This is a genomic window from Pseudomonas sp. BN411 (assembly GCF_029871235.1).
In the GTDB taxonomy this organism is placed as follows: domain Bacteria; phylum Pseudomonadota; class Gammaproteobacteria; order Pseudomonadales; family Pseudomonadaceae; genus Metapseudomonas.
On the sequence record NZ_SSOM01000067.1, the window covers coordinates 290,058 to 307,373 of the forward strand.

At 63.4% G+C, this 17,316-nt stretch carries 15 protein-coding genes; 14 read left to right on the forward strand and 1 reads right to left on the reverse strand.

What is annotated here, in order from left to right; all coding sequences use genetic code 11:
• Positions 1–40: 40 nt before the first annotated feature.
• The 8 genes from dnaE to ispD all read left to right on the forward strand — a co-directional run bounded on the left by dnaE (position 41) and on the right by ispD (position 11,292).
• On the forward strand, positions 41–3,565 hold the full coding sequence (gene dnaE, locus E8F06_RS14070) for a DNA polymerase III subunit alpha (RefSeq protein WP_280368224.1): 3,525 nt from the start codon (positions 41–43) through the stop codon (positions 3,563–3,565).
• 127 nt (positions 3,566–3,692) lie between these two features.
• Positions 3,693–4,643 (forward strand): acetyl-CoA carboxylase carboxyl transferase subunit alpha, encoded by a 951-nt coding sequence (accA, locus tag E8F06_RS14075; RefSeq protein ID WP_280368227.1) that lies wholly within the window; start codon positions 3,693–3,695, stop codon positions 4,641–4,643.
• A 70-nt stretch (positions 4,644–4,713) separates the two neighbouring features.
• On the forward strand, positions 4,714–6,030 hold the full coding sequence (gene tilS, locus E8F06_RS14080) for a tRNA lysidine(34) synthetase TilS (RefSeq protein WP_280368229.1): 1,317 nt from the start codon (positions 4,714–4,716) through the stop codon (positions 6,028–6,030).
• 172 nt (positions 6,031–6,202) lie between these two features.
• Positions 6,203–7,834, forward strand: coding sequence for a CTP synthase (locus tag E8F06_RS14085; protein ID WP_280368231.1), 1,632 nt, complete (start codon positions 6,203–6,205; stop codon positions 7,832–7,834).
• A 3-nt stretch (positions 7,835–7,837) separates the two neighbouring features.
• On the forward strand, positions 7,838–8,683 hold the full coding sequence (gene kdsA / locus E8F06_RS14090; protein WP_028627461.1) for a 3-deoxy-8-phosphooctulonate synthase: 846 nt from the start codon (positions 7,838–7,840) through the stop codon (positions 8,681–8,683).
• 144 nt (positions 8,684–8,827) lie between these two features.
• The gene (eno, locus tag E8F06_RS14095; protein WP_280368236.1) at positions 8,828–10,117 is read left to right on the forward strand and encodes a phosphopyruvate hydratase; all 1,290 of its coding nucleotides are present in this window, start codon (positions 8,828–8,830) and stop codon (positions 10,115–10,117) included.
• Between the two features lie 183 nt (positions 10,118–10,300).
• Positions 10,301–10,585, forward strand: coding sequence for a cell division protein FtsB (ftsB, locus tag E8F06_RS14100; protein ID WP_151136325.1), 285 nt, complete (start codon positions 10,301–10,303; stop codon positions 10,583–10,585).
• Positions 10,582–11,292, forward strand: a complete 711-nt coding sequence (gene ispD / locus E8F06_RS14105; RefSeq protein WP_280368238.1) for a 2-C-methyl-D-erythritol 4-phosphate cytidylyltransferase — start codon at positions 10,582–10,584, stop codon at positions 11,290–11,292. Before ftsB ends, ispD begins: the two co-directional genes overlap by 4 nt.
• Here ispD and E8F06_RS14110 read toward each other — a convergent pair.
• Positions 11,268–12,182, reverse strand: coding sequence for a LysR substrate-binding domain-containing protein (locus E8F06_RS14110; protein WP_280368240.1), 915 nt, complete (start codon positions 12,180–12,182; stop codon positions 11,268–11,270). The two genes, ispD and E8F06_RS14110, sit on opposite strands and share 25 nt — an antisense overlap.
• A 103-nt stretch (positions 12,183–12,285) precedes the next feature.
• Here E8F06_RS14110 and E8F06_RS14115 point away from each other — a divergent pair, with 103 nt between their 5' ends.
• The 6 genes from E8F06_RS14115 (at position 12,286) to E8F06_RS14140 (ending at position 17,291) form a co-directional block, all read left to right on the forward strand.
• Positions 12,286–13,398 carry an S-(hydroxymethyl)glutathione dehydrogenase/class III alcohol dehydrogenase gene (locus E8F06_RS14115; RefSeq protein WP_280368242.1) on the forward strand — a complete coding sequence of 371 codons (1,113 nt, stop codon included), beginning with the start codon at positions 12,286–12,288 and terminating at the stop codon, positions 13,396–13,398.
• Between the two features lie 61 nt (positions 13,399–13,459).
• Positions 13,460–14,305: an S-formylglutathione hydrolase gene (gene fghA / locus E8F06_RS14120; RefSeq protein ID WP_280368244.1), complete on the forward strand. Its 846-nt coding sequence runs from the start codon at positions 13,460–13,462 to the stop codon at positions 14,303–14,305.
• 43 nt (positions 14,306–14,348) lie between these two features.
• On the forward strand, positions 14,349–14,822 hold the full coding sequence (gene ispF / locus E8F06_RS14125) for a 2-C-methyl-D-erythritol 2,4-cyclodiphosphate synthase (RefSeq protein WP_280368246.1): 474 nt from the start codon (positions 14,349–14,351) through the stop codon (positions 14,820–14,822).
• Positions 14,819–15,877 carry a tRNA pseudouridine(13) synthase TruD gene (truD, locus tag E8F06_RS14130; RefSeq protein ID WP_280368248.1) on the forward strand — a complete coding sequence of 353 codons (1,059 nt, stop codon included), beginning with the start codon at positions 14,819–14,821 and terminating at the stop codon, positions 15,875–15,877. Before ispF ends, truD begins: the two co-directional genes overlap by 4 nt.
• Entirely contained in the window at positions 15,865–16,614 is a 750-nt protein-coding gene (gene surE, locus E8F06_RS14135) for a 5'/3'-nucleotidase SurE (RefSeq protein WP_280368250.1), read from the forward strand. The genes truD and surE overlap by 13 nt, the downstream gene beginning before the upstream one ends.
• Positions 16,615–16,655: 41 nt before the next feature.
• Positions 16,656–17,291, forward strand: a complete 636-nt coding sequence (locus E8F06_RS14140; RefSeq protein WP_171016522.1) for a protein-L-isoaspartate(D-aspartate) O-methyltransferase — start codon at positions 16,656–16,658, stop codon at positions 17,289–17,291.
• The last annotated feature ends 25 nt before the right edge of the window (positions 17,292–17,316 follow it).

Genomic DNA, 17,316 nt, shown 5'->3' on the forward strand with positions numbered 1-17,316 from the left:
ATCCGGGCCTTGTCGTTTTCGCGTTTTGCATAGGACTTCCATGACCGCTTCCTTCGTCCATCTGCGTCTGCATTCCGAATACTCCCTGGTAGACGGCCTGGTGCGGGTCAAGCCACTGGTCAAGGCCGTGGCGGGAGCGGGCATGCCGGCGGTGGCGATCACCGACCAGAGCAACATGTGCTCGCTGGTGAAGTTCTACAAGACCGCCATGGGCGGCGGCATCAAGCCCATCTGCGGCGCCGATATCTGGCTCGACAGCCCTGTCGAGGACGGCCCCCTGAGCCGCATGACCCTCCTGGCGATGAATGCCAAGGGCTATCGCAATCTCACCGAACTGGTTTCCCGTGGTTGGTCCGAAGGTCAGAGCAACGGCCTGGTGATCATCCAGCGCGATTGGGTGAAGGAGGCCGCCGAGGGCCTGATCGCCCTGTCCGGCGCCAAGGAAGGGGAGATCGGCATGGCTCTGCTCAACGGTGACCAGGCCGGTGCCGAAGCCCTGCTGGCCGAGTGGCAATCCGTCTTCCCCGACCGTTTCTACCTGGAGCTTCAGCGCACCTCGCGAGTCAACGACGAAGAGCACGTCCATGCGGCCGTCGCCCTGGCCGATCGTTGCGGCGCACCGCTGGTGGCCACCAACGACGTGCGTTTCATCAAGGCTGACGACTTCGAGGCCCACGAAACCCGCGTGTGCATCGGCGAGGGCCGGGTCCTGGATGACCCGCGCCGCCCGCGCAACTTCTCCGATCAGCAGTACCTCAAGTCCCCGGCGGAAATGGCCGAGCTGTTCGCCGATATCCCCGAGGCGCTGGAAAACACTGTCGAGATCGCCAAGCGCTGCAACATCGAGGTCCAGCTGGGCAAGCACTTCCTGCCTGACTTCCCCACGCCCAACGGCATGAGCATCGACGACTACCTGCGTCATGCCTCCTTTGAGGGGCTGGAAGAGCGCTTGACCGTGCTCTTGCCCAAGGACACCACGCCTGACTACGAAGAGAAGCGGCAGGTCTACATCGACCGCCTGGAGTTCGAGCTGGGCACCATCATCCAGATGGGTTTCCCCGGCTACTTCCTGATCGTTGCGGACTTCATCCAGTGGGCCAAGAACAACGGTGTGCCCGTGGGACCGGGCCGGGGCTCGGGTGCCGGCTCGCTGGTGGCCTACGTGCTGAAGATCACCGACCTCGACCCGCTGGCCTATGACCTGCTGTTCGAGCGATTCCTGAACCCCGAACGCGTTTCCATGCCCGACTTCGACGTCGACTTCTGCATGGACGGCCGCGACCGGGTGATCGACTACGTGGCCGACAAGTACGGGCGTAATGCGGTGAGCCAGATCATCACCTTCGGCTCCATGGCGGCCAAGGCGGTGGTGCGTGACGTAGCCCGGGTGCAGGGCAAGTCCTACGGCCTGGCCGATCGCCTGTCGAAGATGATTCCCTTCGAAGTCGGTATGACCCTGGAGGCGGCCTACAACCAGGAGGAAGTGCTGCGCGACTTCCTCAAGACTGATGAGGAAGCCCAGGAAATCTGGGACATGGCCCTGAAGCTGGAAGGCATCACCCGGGGTACCGGCAAGCACGCCGGTGGCGTGGTAATCGCGCCGACCAAACTCACCGACTTCTCGCCGATCGCCTGTGATGAAGAGGGCGCCGGCCTGGTGACCCAGTTCGACAAGGACGATGTGGAAGCCGCTGGCCTGGTGAAGTTCGACTTCCTCGGCCTGCGTACCCTGACGATCATCAAGTGGGCGATGGAGATGATCAACCGGGAGCAGGAGAAGCTGGGCAAGCCCCTGGTCGATATCGACCGTATCCCGCTGGACGACAAGAAAACCTACGACATGCTGCAGAAGGCGGAGACCACCGCCGTCTTCCAGCTCGAATCCCGCGGCATGAAGGAGCTGATCAAGAAGCTCAAGCCGGACTGCCTGGAAGACATGATCGCTCTGGTGGCGCTGTTCCGTCCGGGCCCGCTGCAGTCAGGCATGGTGGACGACTTCATCAACCGCAAGCACGGTCGCGCGGAGCTTTCCTACCCGCACCCGGACTACCAGTACGCCGGCCTTGAGCCGGTGCTCAAGCCCACCTACGGCATCATCCTGTACCAGGAGCAGGTGATGCAGATCGCCCAGGTGATGGCGGGCTACACCCTCGGTGGTGCGGACATGCTGCGCCGCGCCATGGGCAAGAAGAAGCCCGAGGAAATGGCCAAGCAGCGTGGCGGCTTCATCGAAGGTTGCTCCAGTAATGGAATCGACCCCGCCCTCTCGGGCAACATCTTCGACCTGGTGGAAAAGTTCGCCGGCTACGGCTTCAACAAATCCCACTCGGCCGCCTACGGCTGGGTCTCCTACCAGACGGCCTGGCTCAAGGCACACTTCCCGGCGCCCTTCATGGCCGCGGTTCTCACTGCGGATATGCACAACACCGACAAGGTGGTGACGCTGATCGAAGAATGTCGGCACATGAAGCTGCGCATCGTCGCGCCGGACGTGAACAACTCCGAGTACCGCTTCACCGTCGATAAAGACGGCCAGATCGTCTACGGACTGGGCGCCATCAAGGGCGTGGGTGAAGGTCCGGTGGAGGCCATTACCGAGTGCCGCGCAGAAGGCGGTCCCTTCAAGGATCTGTTCGATTTCTGCAATCGCGTCGATCTCAAGCGCATCAACAAGCGGACCCTGGAAGCCCTGATTCGCTGCGGTGCTCTGGATCGCCTCGGTCCGTTCTTCAGCAACGAGCCCAAGGCCTACCAGGCGGGTATCGACACCAACCGCGCAGTGCTGCTGGCCGCCATGGAAGAAGCTATCCAGGCCGCTGAACAGACTGCCCGCAGCCATGACAGCGGCCATATGGATCTCTTCGGTGGCGTGTTCGCCGAGCCGGAGGCGGATCTCTACGCCAATCACCGCAGGGCCAAGGAAATGTCCCTCAAGGAGCGCCTGAAGGGCGAGAAGGACACCCTGGGCCTGTACCTCACCGGCCACCCGATCGACGAATATGAGGGCGAGGTCCGTCGCTTTGCCCGCCAGCGCATTGTCGAGCTGAAACCGGCGCGGGACACCCAGATCATCGCCGGCCTGATCGTCAACCTGCGGGTGATGAAGAACAAGAAGGGCGACAAGATGGGCTTCATCACCCTCGACGACCGCTCCGGACGTATCGAGGCGTCGCTCTTCGCCGATGCCTTCAACGCTGCCAGCGGCCTGTTGCAGACCGACGCCATGGTGGTGGTGGAAGGGGAGGTGAGCCACGACGACTTTTCCGGTGGCCTGCGCCTGCGTGCCAAGCGCGTGCTGAGCCTGGAGGAAGCCCGTACCGGTCTGGCGGAAAGCCTGCGGATGAAGGTGGACTTCAGTGCCCTGCAAGGCGATCGCCTGCGCTGGCTGGCCGAGTTGTGCGGTCGCCATCGCGGCTCCTGCCCCCTGACCCTGGACTACAGCGGCAATGACGCGAAGGCCCTGCTGCAGTTCGGCGATGACTGGCGGATCGCACCGGCCGACGCTTTGATTCAGGCATTGCGTGACCAGTTCGGGCGCGACAACGTCTTCCTGCACTACCGCTGATGCGAGCGTGATGGCACGCCCGCACCGGCCCGATTTCGATTTGATCTCGACCCGAACGCGCCCGATCCCTTAAGGTAGGGCGCCAAATGGAACCAGCCGCCTGGCCCCAAGCGCACGACGGAAGCCTATGAACCCGAACTTTCTGGATTTCGAACAGCCCATCGCCGATCTGCAAGCCAAGATCGAGGAGCTGCGTCTGGTCGGTAACGACAACGCCCTGAACATCACTGACGAGATATCTCGCCTGCAGGAAAAGAGCAGCGCGCTCACCGAGAGCATCTTCGGCAACCTGTCCAGCTGGCAGATTGCCCAACTGGCACGCCACCCGCGCCGGCCCTACACCCTCGATTACATCGAGCACATCTTCACCGAGTTCGACGAGCTGCACGGTGATCGTCATTTCTCCGATGACGCGGCCATCGTCGGCGGCATTGCCCGTCTGAACGACCAGCCGGTCATGATCATCGGCCACCAGAAAGGCCGTGACGTACGCGAGAAGGTTCGCCGTAACTTCGGCATGCCGCGCCCCGAGGGCTACCGTAAGGCCTGCCGCCTGATGGAAATGGCCGAACGCTTCAAGATGCCGATCCTCACCTTCATCGATACCCCCGGCGCCTACCCGGGCATCGATGCCGAGGAGCGTGGCCAGAGCGAGGCTATCGCCTGGAACCTGCGTGTCATGGCTCGCCTCAAGACCCCGATTATCGCCACCGTGATCGGTGAAGGCGGTTCTGGCGGCGCACTGGCCATTGGCGTTTGCGACCGCCTGAACATGCTGCAGTACTCCACCTATTCGGTGATTTCGCCGGAAGGTTGCGCCTCGATCCTGTGGAAAACCGCCGAGAAGGCGCCGGATGCCGCTGAAGCCATGGGCATCACCGCCGAGCGTCTGAAGGGCCTGGGTATCGTCGACAAGGTGATCGCCGAGCCCCTGGGTGGCGCCCACCGTGATCCGGCCACTGCCGCCGAGTCGATCCGCAAGGAGCTCTCCGAGCAGCTGAAGACCCTGCAGAAGCTCAACAACGAGGATCTGCTGGCGCGTCGTTATGACCGTCTGATGAGCTACGGCGTAGCCTGATCCCGCCAGAAGCTGTAAAGATCGGGCCCCGGCTTTATGCTTGGGGCCCGATTTTTTTTTGAGCCACACCATGTCCCTCGAGTCCCGCCTCCTGACTGCTCTGGCCCTCTGGCGCCATGCGCCGGCCTGGCACGTTGCCTACTCTGGCGGGCTCGATTCCACCGTACTGCTTCATCTTTTGGTGCGTCTCGCCCGTCGCGAAGCCCTGCCACCGATTTCCGCCATCCATATCCATCACGGCCTGCAGCCTGTGGCTGATACCTGGCCTGAACATTGTCAGCGCGTCTGCGACGAGTTGGGTGTGCCGCTCGAGGTGCTGCGGGTGAAGGTCGACTCCGGGCCCAGCCTGGAAAGAGCCGCCCGGGATGCTCGGTACGCCGCCTTCTGTCGTCAGCTGGGAGCAAGCGAGGTGCTACTGAGCGCCCAGCATCGCGACGACCAGGCGGAAACGCTGCTCTTCCGCCTGTTGCGCGGGGCGGGGGTGCGCGGTCTGGCGGGCATGCCGGAGAGCCGCCCTCTGGGGGCGGGTATCCTGGTCAGGCCGTTCCTGCAATTTCCTCGCGCGGAGCTGGAGGCCTTCGCCTGTGCCGAAGGCCTTGCCTGGGTGGAAGACCCGAGCAATGCCGACACCTCGCTCGCCCGGAACTTTCTCCGCCACGACGTCTTCCCGGTGTTGCAGGCCCGCTGGCCCAAGGCCGTAGAAAGCTTGGCGCGCAGTGCCGAGCACATGGGCGAGGCGGAAGGCCTGCTGGGTGAACTGGCACGGGCCGATCTCGACAGGGCGTCTGGCATCAGCGAATTCTCCTGGCTGACCCTGCCGTCCCTGGAGCTGCAATCGCTCGCGTCCCTCTCGCCTGCCCGGCAGCGCAACGCACTGCGCTTCTGGCTGGCGCCGCTGACGCCGCTGCCCGACAGCGACCATTGGGCAGGTTGGGAAGACCTGCGGGATGCGGCAATCGATGCGACGCCGGTCTGGCGTCTGGCTAAGGGCGTGTTGCAGCGCGCCGACGGACGGTTGTGGTGGTTATCCGGCGACTGGCTCGCCGCGCCGGCTTCGGATCTCACCTGGCCCGACCCCGCCCGACCTCTTGTGCTGCCCGGCAACGGACGGCTGGAAATCGAGGGGACGCCACCTGCTGGAATGCTCGAGATCCGCTATCGCCAGGGCGGTGAAGTGCTTTTGATCGCAGGGAGAGGGCGTCGGGACCTCAAACGGTTGCTCAATGAATCCCGTGTGCCGACTTTTGTCCGCGGCCGATTGCCGCTGCTGGTGGTGGACGGTGACTTGCAAGCCATCGCCAATCTTCCCGGCCTTGATGGTCCACCTGCGGGCAACTGGCGGCTGCGCTGGACGCCACCGACGAATGACCAAAGTTTGAGCTGGTAGGGTCTTTCCGGTAGACTACGCTCCCGTCTTACATAGCTTCCGCTGATTCCTTCGGAATCGGCGGCTGCTGCTTTTGCAGTAGCGCCCAGTGGCGCTCCATGGTTGAAGGCCATAGCCCTTCATCGCTTTCCCCGGCGGCTTTCCGCCTAAACGCAGACTTCTAGGGTTTTTCATGACGCGCTACATTTTCGTCACGGGTGGTGTTGTTTCTTCTTTGGGGAAAGGCATCGCCTCGGCATCCTTGGCCGCCATTCTGGAAGCGCGGGGACTGAAGGTCACCATGCTCAAACTGGATCCGTACATCAACGTGGATCCGGGCACCATGAGCCCCTTCCAGCACGGTGAGGTCTTCGTGACCGAAGACGGCGCCGAGACCGACCTCGACCTGGGTCACTACGAGCGCTTCGTGAGCACCACGATGACCCAGAACAACAACTTCACCACCGGCCGCGTTTACGCCGACGTGCTGCGCAAGGAGCGCCGTGGTGACTACCTGGGCGCCACCATCCAGGTGATCCCGCACATCACCGATGAGATCAAGCACCGCATCATCAAGGGCGCCGCCGGTGCGGACGTGGCCTTGGTGGAAATCGGCGGTACTGTCGGTGACATCGAGTCCCAACCCTTCCTCGAAGCCATCCGCCAACTGCGCGTGGAAGTGGGCGCCAAGCGCGCGATGCTGATGCACCTGACCCTGGTGCCCTACATCGCCACCGCCGGCGAGACCAAGACCAAGCCGACCCAGCACTCGGTGAAGGAACTGCGCTCCATCGGCCTGCAGCCTGACGTGCTGGTCTGCCGTTCCGACCATGAAGTCGACCTGTCTTCCCGTCGCAAGATCGCCCTGTTCACCAACGTGGAAGAGCGTGCGGTGATCTCCCTGCAGGACGTCGACACCATCTACAAGATTCCGTCCGTACTGCACGCCCAGGGCCTGGACGATTTCGTCGTCGAGCGCTTCGGCCTGCAATGCGGCAGTGCCGACCTCTCCGAGTGGGACCGCGTGGTGGATGCCAAGCTGAACCCGGAGAAGGAAGTCACCATCGCCATGGTCGGCAAGTACATGGAGCTGCTGGACGCGTACAAGTCGCTGATCGAAGCGATGAGCCACGCCGGCATCCAGAGCCGTACCAAGGTGAACCTGCGCTACATCGATTCCGAAGACATCGAGACCCAGGGCACCGCCCTGCTCGAAGGCGTCGACGCCATCCTCGTTCCGGGCGGCTTCGGCCTGCGCGGCGTCGAAGGCAAGATCTCCACCGTGCGCTTCGCCCGCGAGAACAAGATCCCCTACCTGGGCATCTGCCTCGGCATGCAAGTGGCGGTGATCGAGTACGCCCGTAACGTGCTTGGCTGGACCGACGCCAACTCCACCGAATTCGACAAGTCCAGCGGCCACCCGGTCGTGGGCCTGATCACCGAATGGGAAGACGCCACCGGCGCCACCGAAATCCGTACTGAAGCCTCGGACCTGGGCGGCACCATGCGCCTCGGCGCCCAGGCCTGCCAGCTGGAGAACGGTTCCCTGGTTCACGATTGCTATGGCAAGGACGAGATCGTCGAGCGCCATCGCCACCGCTACGAAGTGAACAACAACCTGCTGCCGCAACTGCAGGAAGCCGGTCTGAAGGTCACTGGCCGTTCCGGCGACGGCGCACTGGTCGAAGTGGTAGAAGCTCCGGATCACCCGTGGTTCGTGGCTTGCCAGTTCCACCCGGAGTTCACGTCCACCCCGCGTTACGGACACCCGCTGTTCAGCGGCTTCGTCAACGCCGCCCTGGCGCAGAAAGCGAAGAAGGCCTGACCCATGGCGCAGAAGATCGTCCGCGTCGGCAACATCGACATCGCCAACGACAAGCCGTTCGTGCTGTTCGGCGGCATGAACGTGCTGGAGTCCCGCGACCTGGCCCTGAAAGTCTGCGAGGAATATGTGCGGGTGACCGAGAAGCTCGGCATCCCCTATGTGTTCAAGGCCAGCTTCGACAAGGCCAATCGCTCCTCGATCAACTCTTTCCGTGGCCCGGGCCTGGAAGAGGGCATGAAGATCTTCGAGGAAGTGAAGAAGACCTTCGGCGTGCCGGTGATCACTGACGTCCATGAGCCCTATCAGGCGGCTCCGGTGGCCGAAGTGTGCGACATCATCCAGCTGCCGGCCTTCCTGTCCCGCCAGACCGACCTCGTGGTCGCCATGGCGAAGACCGGTGCGGTGATCAACATCAAGAAGGCCCAGTTCCTCGCGCCCCAGGAGATGAAGCACATCCTCACCAAGTGTGAGGAAGCCGGCAACGATCGCCTGATCCTCTGCGAACGCGGTTCTTCCTTCGGCTACAACAACCTGGTCGTGGACATGCTCGGCTTCGGCATCATGAAGCAGTTCGAGTACCCGGTATTCTTCGACGTCACCCACGCCCTGCAAATGCCGGGCGGTCGTGCCGACTCCGCTGGTGGCCGACGTGCCCAGGTCACCGACCTGGCCAAGGCCGGCATGAGCCAGGGCCTGGCTGGCCTCTTCCTCGAGGCGCATCCGGATCCGGACAACGCCAAGTGCGATGGTCCCTGCGCCCTGCGCCTGAACAAACTCGAACCCTTCCTGTCCCAGCTCAAGCAGCTGGACGACCTGGTCAAGAGTTTTCCGCCAATCGAGACTGCCTGAACCGGCCGTTCTCCGGTAAAGTGCCGCGTGGGCACAATCTGACCGATCGGTCAGGACATTTGCCGGGTCGGCCGACCCCGAGACCCGGCGAATCGCCTCACTTTCTGCTGAGCGTTTTCGTCAACATTTGGAGTGCTAACAACAATGGCAAAGATCGTCGACATCAAGGGCCGCGAGGTTCTGGACTCCCGTGGCAACCCCACCGTGGAAGCCGATGTGATCCTCGAGAACGGCATCGTAGGCAGCGCTTGCGCGCCGTCCGGTGCATCCACCGGTTCCCGCGAGGCACTGGAACTGCGTGATGGCGACAAGAGCCGTTACCTGGGCAAGGGCGTTCTGAAGGCCGTGGCCAACATCAACGGCCCGATTCGCGACCTGCTGCTGGGCAAGGACGCTGCTGACCAGAAAGCCCTGGACCGCGCCATGATCGAACTGGACGGCACCGAGAACAAGGGCAAGCTGGGCGCCAACGCCATCCTCGCCGTGTCCCTGGCTGCCGCCAAGGCTGCTGCCCAGGCCAAAGGCGTACCGCTCTACGCCCACATCGCCGACCTGAACGGCACTCCCGGCCAGTACTCCATGCCGGTACCGATGATGAACATCATCAACGGTGGCGAGCACGCCGATAACAACGTCGACATCCAGGAGTTCATGGTTCAGCCGGTTGGCGCCAAGAACTTCGCCGACGCCCTGCGCATGGGCGCCGAGATCTTCCACCACCTGAAAGCCGTGCTGAAGGCCCGTGGCCTGAACACCGCCGTAGGTGACGAGGGTGGTTTCGCCCCGAACCTGGCCTCCAACGAAGACGCCCTGGCCGCCATCGCCGAAGCCGTTGCCAACGCCGGCTACAAGCTGGGCACCGACGTGACCCTGGCCCTGGACTGCGCTTCCAGCGAATTCTTCAAGGACGGCAAGTACGACCTGGCCGGTGAAGGCAAGGTGTTCGACGCCGCCGGTTTCGCCGACTACCTGGCCGGCCTGACCCAGCGTTACCCGATCATCTCCATCGAAGACGGCATGGACGAGTCTGACTGGGCTGGCTGGAAAGGCCTGACCGACAAGATCGGTGCCAAGGTTCAGCTGGTGGGTGACGACCTGTTCGTGACCAACACCAAGATCCTCAAGGAAGGCATCGAGAAGAGCATCGGTAACTCGATCCTGATCAAGTTCAACCAGATCGGCTCCCTGACCGAAACCCTGGAAGCTATCCAGATGGCCAAGGCTGCCGGTTACACCGCGGTGATCTCCCACCGTTCCGGCGAGACCGAGGACAGCACCATCGCCGACCTGGCCGTAGGCACCGCCGCCGGTCAGATCAAGACCGGTTCCCTGTGCCGTTCCGATCGCGTGTCCAAGTACAACCAGCTGCTGCGTATCGAAGAGCAACTGGGCGAGAAGGCTCCGTACCGCGGTCGTGCGGAATTCCGTGGCTGATCGGTTACGGTGAGCCATGTTGAAATCAGGCGCTGAATGCATCTTTACTTCATGTAAACTTCGCAGCCACACCTGATTTCTCCTGGCCGGTCGTCTCCCGCCGCACGGCAGCGACGTAATCCGGTCAGGAATGGTAAAAGGGCAGCGCAAGCTGCCCTTTTCGCATGGATACTCCCTGGCAAAATGACTCGCCCTAACACTTACTGGTTGTTCGTTGTCCTCATCCTGCTGCTGGCTGGCCTGCAGTATCGTCTGTGGGTGGGCGACGGCAGCCTGGCGCAAGTCCAGGACCTGCAACGGCAGATCGCCGAGCAGCAAGGCGAAAACGAACGCCTGCTGGAACGCAACCGTATCCTCGAAGCGGAAGTGATGGAGCTGAAAAAGGGTATGGAGACCGTCGAAGAGCGTGCTCGTCACGAACTGGGCATGGTCAAGGAAGGCGAAACCCTCTACCAGATTGCCGAATGAACCAGGCCGATACTCCCTTCTTCTGGGCGGTGATCCCCGCCGCCGGCGTCGGTGCCCGCATGCGCGCCGACCGTCCCAAGCAATACCTCGAGCTTGCCGGGCGCACCATTCTCGAGCACAGCCTCGATTGTTTCCTCGACCATCCGCAGCTCAAGGGCTTGGTGATCAGCCTTTCCGTGGATGATCCCTACTGGCCGGCGCTGCCGTGTGCCAGCGACGAGCGCATTATCCGCGCCGACGGTGGCAAGGAGCGTGCGGACTCGGTACTCAGTGCCCTGTTGCGACTGGCCGAAAACGGTGCCCGTGCACATGACTGGGTGCTGGTGCATGATGCGGCCCGGCCGAACCTGTCGCGTTTCGACCTCGACCTGTTGCTCGCCGAATTGGCCGATGACCCGGTGGGTGGCCTGCTCGCCGTTCCCGCACGGGATACCCTCAAGCGCGCCAGCGCAGATGGGCGTGTGGCGGAAACCGTCGATCGCAGCCTGATCTGGCAGGCCTACACGCCACAGATGTTCCGCTTCGGCGCGTTGCATCGCGCCTTGGCCGATGCTCTGGTTGCCGGCGTCGCCATCACCGATGAAGCCTCCGCCATGGAGTGGGCCGGCAATGCACCCAAGCTGGTGGAAGGCCGCGCCGACAACCTCAAGATCACTCGTCCCGAAGACCTCGACTGGCTGCGTCAGCGCTGGTCGACGCGCAGCTGAGCAGTCGCGTACTCCGGACGCTGGGCCAAACCCTCCTTCAGCAGATCTACCAACTGCCGCACCTTGGGCGAGAGGTGTCGTTGCTGTGGATAAAGTGCCCAGACCGCGGTGTTCGGCGGGCGGTGCTGTTCCAGCAATGACACCAGGGCACCGCTGCGCAGGTGCTCCAGCACGTAGTAATCCGGCAACTGGCAAAGCCCGAAACCCCGCAGGGCGGCATCCAGCACCGCCTGGCCGCTGTTGCAACGCCAGTTTCCCTGGACACGGATGGCATGTTCGCGTCCCTGCTGCAGGAAGTCCCAGTGATCCGAGCTGCCGACCAGGCAGTTATGCCGGGCCAGCTCCGAAAGGCTGTGGGGGCGGCCATAGCGCTCCAGGTAGGCGGGTGCTGCGCACAGGTACATGACCCGCGGCGCCAGGCGCGTCGCCACTAGACGCGAATCCTGCAGGCGACCCAGGCGTATCGCTACGTCGAGACCTTCATGCACCAGATCCAGGGTGCGGTTGCTCAGCTCGATCTCCACCCGTAATTGCGGGTGTCGCGCCATGAACTCATTCACCAGCGGCACGATGAAGCGTTCTCCATAGGCCACTGCGCAGGTCATGCGCAGCAGCCCCTTGGGCTCGCTGGTCAGGTCGCTGACTGCGCGCAGGGCTTCTTCACGGGCGTCCATAAGACGCTGGCAGTGCTGCAGAAAGGTCTGTCCGGCCTCAGTGAGCGCCACCTTGCGCGTGCTGCGATAGAACAGGCGAGTCTGCAGGCGTTCTTCGAGGCGGGCGATCTGCCGGCTGACGTGGGACGAAGAAATGCCGAGGCGTTCCGCGGCAGCGGTGAACTGGCCTGTCTCTGCGACCGCAACGAACTCGTCCAGGCCTTCCCAGCGACTCATGGATTATCCCTCCACAGCAATAAAGTTTTGCTTTGCCATGGATTATTTACCATTGGCGGCTCAACTACACTCCTTGGCCATTTCAATCAGCTGGAGAATGACCATGATCAAGTCCCGTGCCGCTGTGGCCTTCGCGCCCAACCAGCCGCTGCAGATCGTCGAAGTGGACGTCGCCCCGCCCAAGGCTGGCGAAGTCCTGGTGCGGATCGTGGCCACCGGCGTTTGCCACACTGATGCCTACACCCTGTCCGGCGCGGATTCCGAGGGCGTGTTCCCCTGCATCCTGGGTCACGAAGGCGGCGGTATCGTCGAAGCGGTGGGCGAGGGCGTCACCTCGCTGGCGGTGGGCGATCACGTGATCCCGCTCTACACGGCCGAATGCCGTGAGTGCAAATTCTGCAAATCCGGCAAGACCAACCTGTGCCAGAAGGTGCGCGCCACCCAGGGCAAGGGCCTGATGCCGGACGGCACCTCGCGCTTCAGCTACAACGGTCAGCCGATCTATCACTACATGGGCTGCTCCACGTTCTCCGAGTACACCGTGCTGCCGGAAATCTCCCTGGCGAAGATTCCGAAGGACGCGCCGCTGGAAAAGGTCTGCCTGCTGGGTTGCGGCGTGACCACCGGCATCGGCGCCGTGCTCAACACCGCCAAGGTGGAGGAGGGCGCGACCGTGGCCATCTTCGGCCTGGGCGGCATCGGCCTGGCGGCGATCATCGGCGCGAAGATGGCCAAGGCCTCGCGCATCATCGCCATCGACATCAATCCCGAGAAGTTCACTGTGGCCCGCGAGCTGGGCGCCACCGACTTCGTCAACCCGAAGGAACACAGCAAGCCGATCCAGGACGTCATCGTCGAGCTGACCGATGGCGGCGTCGACTACAGCTTCGAGTGCGTCGGCAACGTCGACCTGATGCGCGCTGCACTTGAGTGCTGCCACAAGGGCTGGGGCGAGTCCGTGATCATTGGTGTGGCGCCGGCTGGCACCGAGATCAAGACCCGTCCGTTCCAGCTGGTGACTGGACGCGTTTGGCGCGGTTCGGCTTTCGGCGGCGTGAAAGGCCGTACCGAACTGCCGAGCTACGTGGAGAAGGCGCAGAAGGGGGAGATTCCGCTGGACACCTTCATCACTCACACCATGGGGCTGGACGATATCAACAAGGCCTTCGACCTGATGCACGAAGGCAAGAGCATTCGCTCGGTCGTCCACTATTGATCTGGCTGCCTGCCCGGGACCGCTTCGTCCGGTGCCGGGCCGGCTCAGGGGAGATCGCTCCATGACCCTCGAAATCGTATCCAGCAACAAGAGCTTCGGCGGTTGGCACAAGCGTTACCGTCACCGCTCCACCAGCCTGAACTGCGACATGGTGTTCGCTGTGTACCTGCCGCCCCAGGCAGAGCAGGGCGCGAAGCTGCCGGTGCTCTACTGGCTGTCGGGGCTGACCTGCACCGACGAGAACTTCATGCAGAAAGCCGGTGCGCAGCGCCTGGCGGCGGAGCTCGGACTGATCATCGTCGCTCCGGACACCAGCCCCCGCGGCGCCGAAGTACCCGGCGACCCGGACAATGCCTGGGACTTTGGCCTGGGCGCGGGCTTCTACCTGAACGCCACCCAGGAGCCCTACGCGCGCCACTACCGTATGCATGACTACGTGGTGCATGAGCTGCCGACGCTGATCGAGGCCAACTTCCCGGTGTCCGGGAAGCGCGGTATCAGTGGTCACTCCATGGGCGGCCACGGTGCGCTGGTGTGCGCCTTGCGTAATCCGGGGCGTTATCAGTCGCTGTCGGCATTCGCGCCGATCAGCAACCCGATGGCTTGTCCCTGGGGCGAAAAGGCCTTCAGCCGCTACCTGGGGGACGATCGCGCCCGTTGGCGTGAATGGGATGCGAGCGTGCTGCTTGCCGAGGCCACTGAACGCTTGCCGATTCTGGTGGATCAGGGCGACCGCGATGACTTCCTCGCCAACCAGCTCAAACCCGAGGCGCTGCAAGCAGCGGCCAAGGCGGCGGGGCATTCCTTGACCCTGCGCCTGCAGCCGGGATACGACCACAGCTACTACTTCATCGCCAGTTTCATCGGCGATCACCTGAAGCATCACGCCGAGGCCCTGAAGGGCTAAAGCGGGTAGAATCACGCCCTGACTTTTCAGGGCGTTCTTCTTTATGCGAATAGGCCACGGCTACGACGTACACCGCTTCGGCGATGGTGATTTCATCACCCTGGGCGGTGTGCGTATTCTCCACAAATTCGGACTCGTTGCCCATTCTGATGGCGACGTGCTGTTGCACGCGCTGTCCGATGCGCTGCTGGGGGCCGCCGCTTTGGGCGACATCGGCAAGCACTTCCCCGATACCGACCCGCAGTTCAAGGGCGCCGACAGCCGCGCCCTGCTGCGCCATGTGGTGTCACTGGTGAAAGCCAAGGGCTGGAAAGTCGGTAACGTCGACGGAACCATCGTTGCCCAGGCGCCGAAGATGGCGCCGCACATCGAGGCCATGCGCGCGAATATCGCTGCCGATCTGGAGGTCGAACTGGATCAGGTCAACGTCAAGGCCACCACCACCGAGAAGCTCGGCTTTACGGGGCGCGAGGAGGGCATCGCCGTACATGCGGTTGCCCTGCTGCTGCCGGTATGAACGAACTCGAACTGCTGGGCCCGCGGGCCCATGGCGAACCTCTCGGCCAAGCGCAACTGAAGGCCGTCGCGGAAGACTTCCAGGTTGACGAGGTGCTGGACATCCCGCTGGAAGGCGAGGGTGAGCACCTTTGGCTCTGGGTGGAAAAGCGCGAGCTGAACACCGAGGAAGCGGCACGGCGCATCGCCCGTGCTGCCGGCGTGCCATTGAAAGTAGTCAGCTACGCCGGGCTCAAGGATCGCCAGGCACTGACCCGCCAATGGTTCAGCCTGCACTTGCCGGGGAAAGCCGATCCGGACCTGTCCGCTGCCGAGAATGCCAGCCTGCGGATCCTCAAGAGCGTCCGCCACAAGCGCAAGCTGCAACGTGGTGCCCATTCCGCCAACGGTTTCACCCTGCGCCTGACCCGCCTGGTCGCTGACCGGGAAGCGCTGGAGGCACGTCTGAAGCGGCTGGCCGAGGCCGGGGTACCCAACTACTTCGGCGTGCAGCGCTTCGGTCATGGTGGCGGCAACGTGGTCGATGCCCGCAACTTCGCCGAGCGCAAGGAACTGCCGGTGCAACGCAATGTGCGTTCGCGCCTGCTCTCCGCTGGGCGCAGCTTTGTCTTCAACCGGGTGCTGGCCGAGCGTATCGCAGCCGGAACCTGGAACCAGGCCCAGGTCGGTGATCTGCTCGCCTTCACCGATAGCCGCAGCTTTTTCATGGCAGGCGAGGCCGAGTGCAATGACCCGCGTCTCGCTCTGCTCGACCTGCACCCGACCGGTCCGCTCTGGGGCGAAGGAGATTCACCCGCCCAGGGACAGGCCCAAGTGCTGGAAGCGGCGGTAGCCGCGGGCGAGAAGGCACTTTGCCACTGGCTGGCCGAAGCGGGAATGGCGCACGAACGGCGCATTCTGCGCCTCCCCATCGGCGGTCTGACGTGGCATTATCCCGAGCCTGACGTTCTGCAACTGGAATTCGTCCTGCCGGCTGGATGCTTCGCCACCGCAGTGGTGCGTGAGCTCGTCGATCTGCTGCCGGCGGGGCAGACGGAAAACCCATGCGCATTCTGATTTCCAACGACGACGGGGTGAACGCACCCGGTCTCGCCGCTCTGCATGGTGCGCTCAAGGATTACGCCGAATGCGTGGTCATCGCACCGGACCAGGACAAGAGTGGTGCCAGCAGTTCCCTGACCCTGGACCGCCCGCTTCACCCCAGTACGCTGGAGAACGGATTCATCAGCCTCAACGGCACGCCGACCGATTGCGTCCATCTCGGACTCAACGGCCTGCTCGAGGAGCTGCCGGATATGGTGGTGTCGGGCATCAACCTCGGCGCCAACCTGGGTGACGACGTGCTCTATTCGGGCACCGTAGCCGCCGCATTGGAAGGGCGCTTCCTCGGCTTGCCGGCATTCGCCTTTTCGCTGCTGTCGCGCCAGGCGGACAACTTGCCCGCTGCTGCCTACATCGCACGTCGGCTGGTGGCCGCCCATGATCAGCTCGACCTGCCGCCGCGCACCGTGCTCAACGTGAACATTCCCAACCTTCCGCTGGAGCGCATCCGGGGAATCCAGCTGACCCGTCTCGGCCATCGCGCGCGCGCGGCAGCCCCGGTGAAGGTGGTCAATCCACGGGGCAAGGAGGGATACTGGATTTCCGCGGCCGGTGACGCCGAGGACGGCGGCCCGGGCACGGATTTCCATGCGGTGATGCAGGGCTATGTGTCCATCACGCCCCTGCAGCTCGATCGGACTTTCAACGAGGCCTTCCAGGGTCTCGATAGCTGGTTGGAGGGCCTGCTCTGATGTCCCGGGAACAGGACGACCTGATGCGCCGCGGGATCGGCATGACCTCCCAGCGGACCCGTGAGCGCCTTATCCAGCGTCTGTACGAGGAAGGGCTGTCCAACGCCCGCGTGCTCGAAACCATTCGCCGGACACCGCGTCACCTGTTCGTCGATGAGGCACTCGCCCATCGCGCCTACGAAGACACCGCACTGCCGATCGGGCACAACCAGACCATCTCCCAGCCCTATATGGTTGCGCGGATGACCGAGCTGCTGCTGGCGGCCGGCCCCCTGGATAAGGTGCTGGAAATCGGCACCGGCTCGGGCTACCAGACCGCTATCCTGGCGCAGCTGGTCGAGCGGGTGTTTTCCGTGGAGCGCATCCAGGTCCTGCAGGACAAGGCCAAGGAGCGGCTGGCAGTACTCAACCTGCGCAACGTGGTGTTCCGCTGGGGCGACGGTTGGGAAGGCTGGCCGGCGCTGGCCCCCTATAACGGCATCATCGTCACGGCGGCAGCTGCGGATGTACCCCAGGCACTGCTGGACCAACTGGCTCCGGGTGGGCGCCTGGTGATTCCGGTAGGCGCCGGCGACGTCCAGCAACTGATGCTGATCATCCGCGAAGAGCAGGGCTTCACCCGTCACGTACTCGATGCGGTGCGATTCGTTCCTTTGCTGAGCGGGCCACTGGCCTGAGTCGCAAACAGGGAACCCACATCGT

Bases quoted from the DNA above. Each gene is read 5' to 3' on its own strand.
- E8F06_RS14140 (WP_171016522.1), top strand. From the start codon at position 16,656: ATGACCTCCCAGCGGACCCGTGAGCGCCTTATCCAGCGTCTGTACGAG.
- ftsB (WP_151136325.1), top strand. From the start codon at position 10,301: ATGACTCGCCCTAACACTTACTGGTTGTTCGTTGTCCTCATCCTGCTG.
- ispF (WP_280368246.1), top strand. From the start codon at position 14,349: ATGCGAATAGGCCACGGCTACGACGTACACCGCTTCGGCGATGGTGAT.
- truD (WP_280368248.1), top strand. From the start codon at position 14,819: ATGAACGAACTCGAACTGCTGGGCCCGCGGGCCCATGGCGAACCTCTC.
- eno (WP_280368236.1), top strand. From the start codon at position 8,828: ATGGCAAAGATCGTCGACATCAAGGGCCGCGAGGTTCTGGACTCCCGT.
- surE (WP_280368250.1), top strand. From the start codon at position 15,865: ATGCGCATTCTGATTTCCAACGACGACGGGGTGAACGCACCCGGTCTC.
- tilS (WP_280368229.1), top strand. From the start codon at position 4,714: ATGTCCCTCGAGTCCCGCCTCCTGACTGCTCTGGCCCTCTGGCGCCAT.
- E8F06_RS14115 (WP_280368242.1), top strand. From the start codon at position 12,286: ATGATCAAGTCCCGTGCCGCTGTGGCCTTCGCGCCCAACCAGCCGCTG.
- kdsA (WP_028627461.1), top strand. From the start codon at position 7,838: ATGGCGCAGAAGATCGTCCGCGTCGGCAACATCGACATCGCCAACGAC.
- dnaE (WP_280368224.1), top strand. From the start codon at position 41: ATGACCGCTTCCTTCGTCCATCTGCGTCTGCATTCCGAATACTCCCTG.
- ispD (WP_280368238.1), top strand. From the start codon at position 10,582: ATGAACCAGGCCGATACTCCCTTCTTCTGGGCGGTGATCCCCGCCGCC.
- E8F06_RS14085 (WP_280368231.1), top strand. From the start codon at position 6,203: ATGACGCGCTACATTTTCGTCACGGGTGGTGTTGTTTCTTCTTTGGGG.
- E8F06_RS14110 (WP_280368240.1), bottom strand. From the start codon at position 12,182: ATGAGTCGCTGGGAAGGCCTGGACGAGTTCGTTGCGGTCGCAGAGACA.
- accA (WP_280368227.1), top strand. From the start codon at position 3,693: ATGAACCCGAACTTTCTGGATTTCGAACAGCCCATCGCCGATCTGCAA.
- fghA (WP_280368244.1), top strand. From the start codon at position 13,460: ATGACCCTCGAAATCGTATCCAGCAACAAGAGCTTCGGCGGTTGGCAC.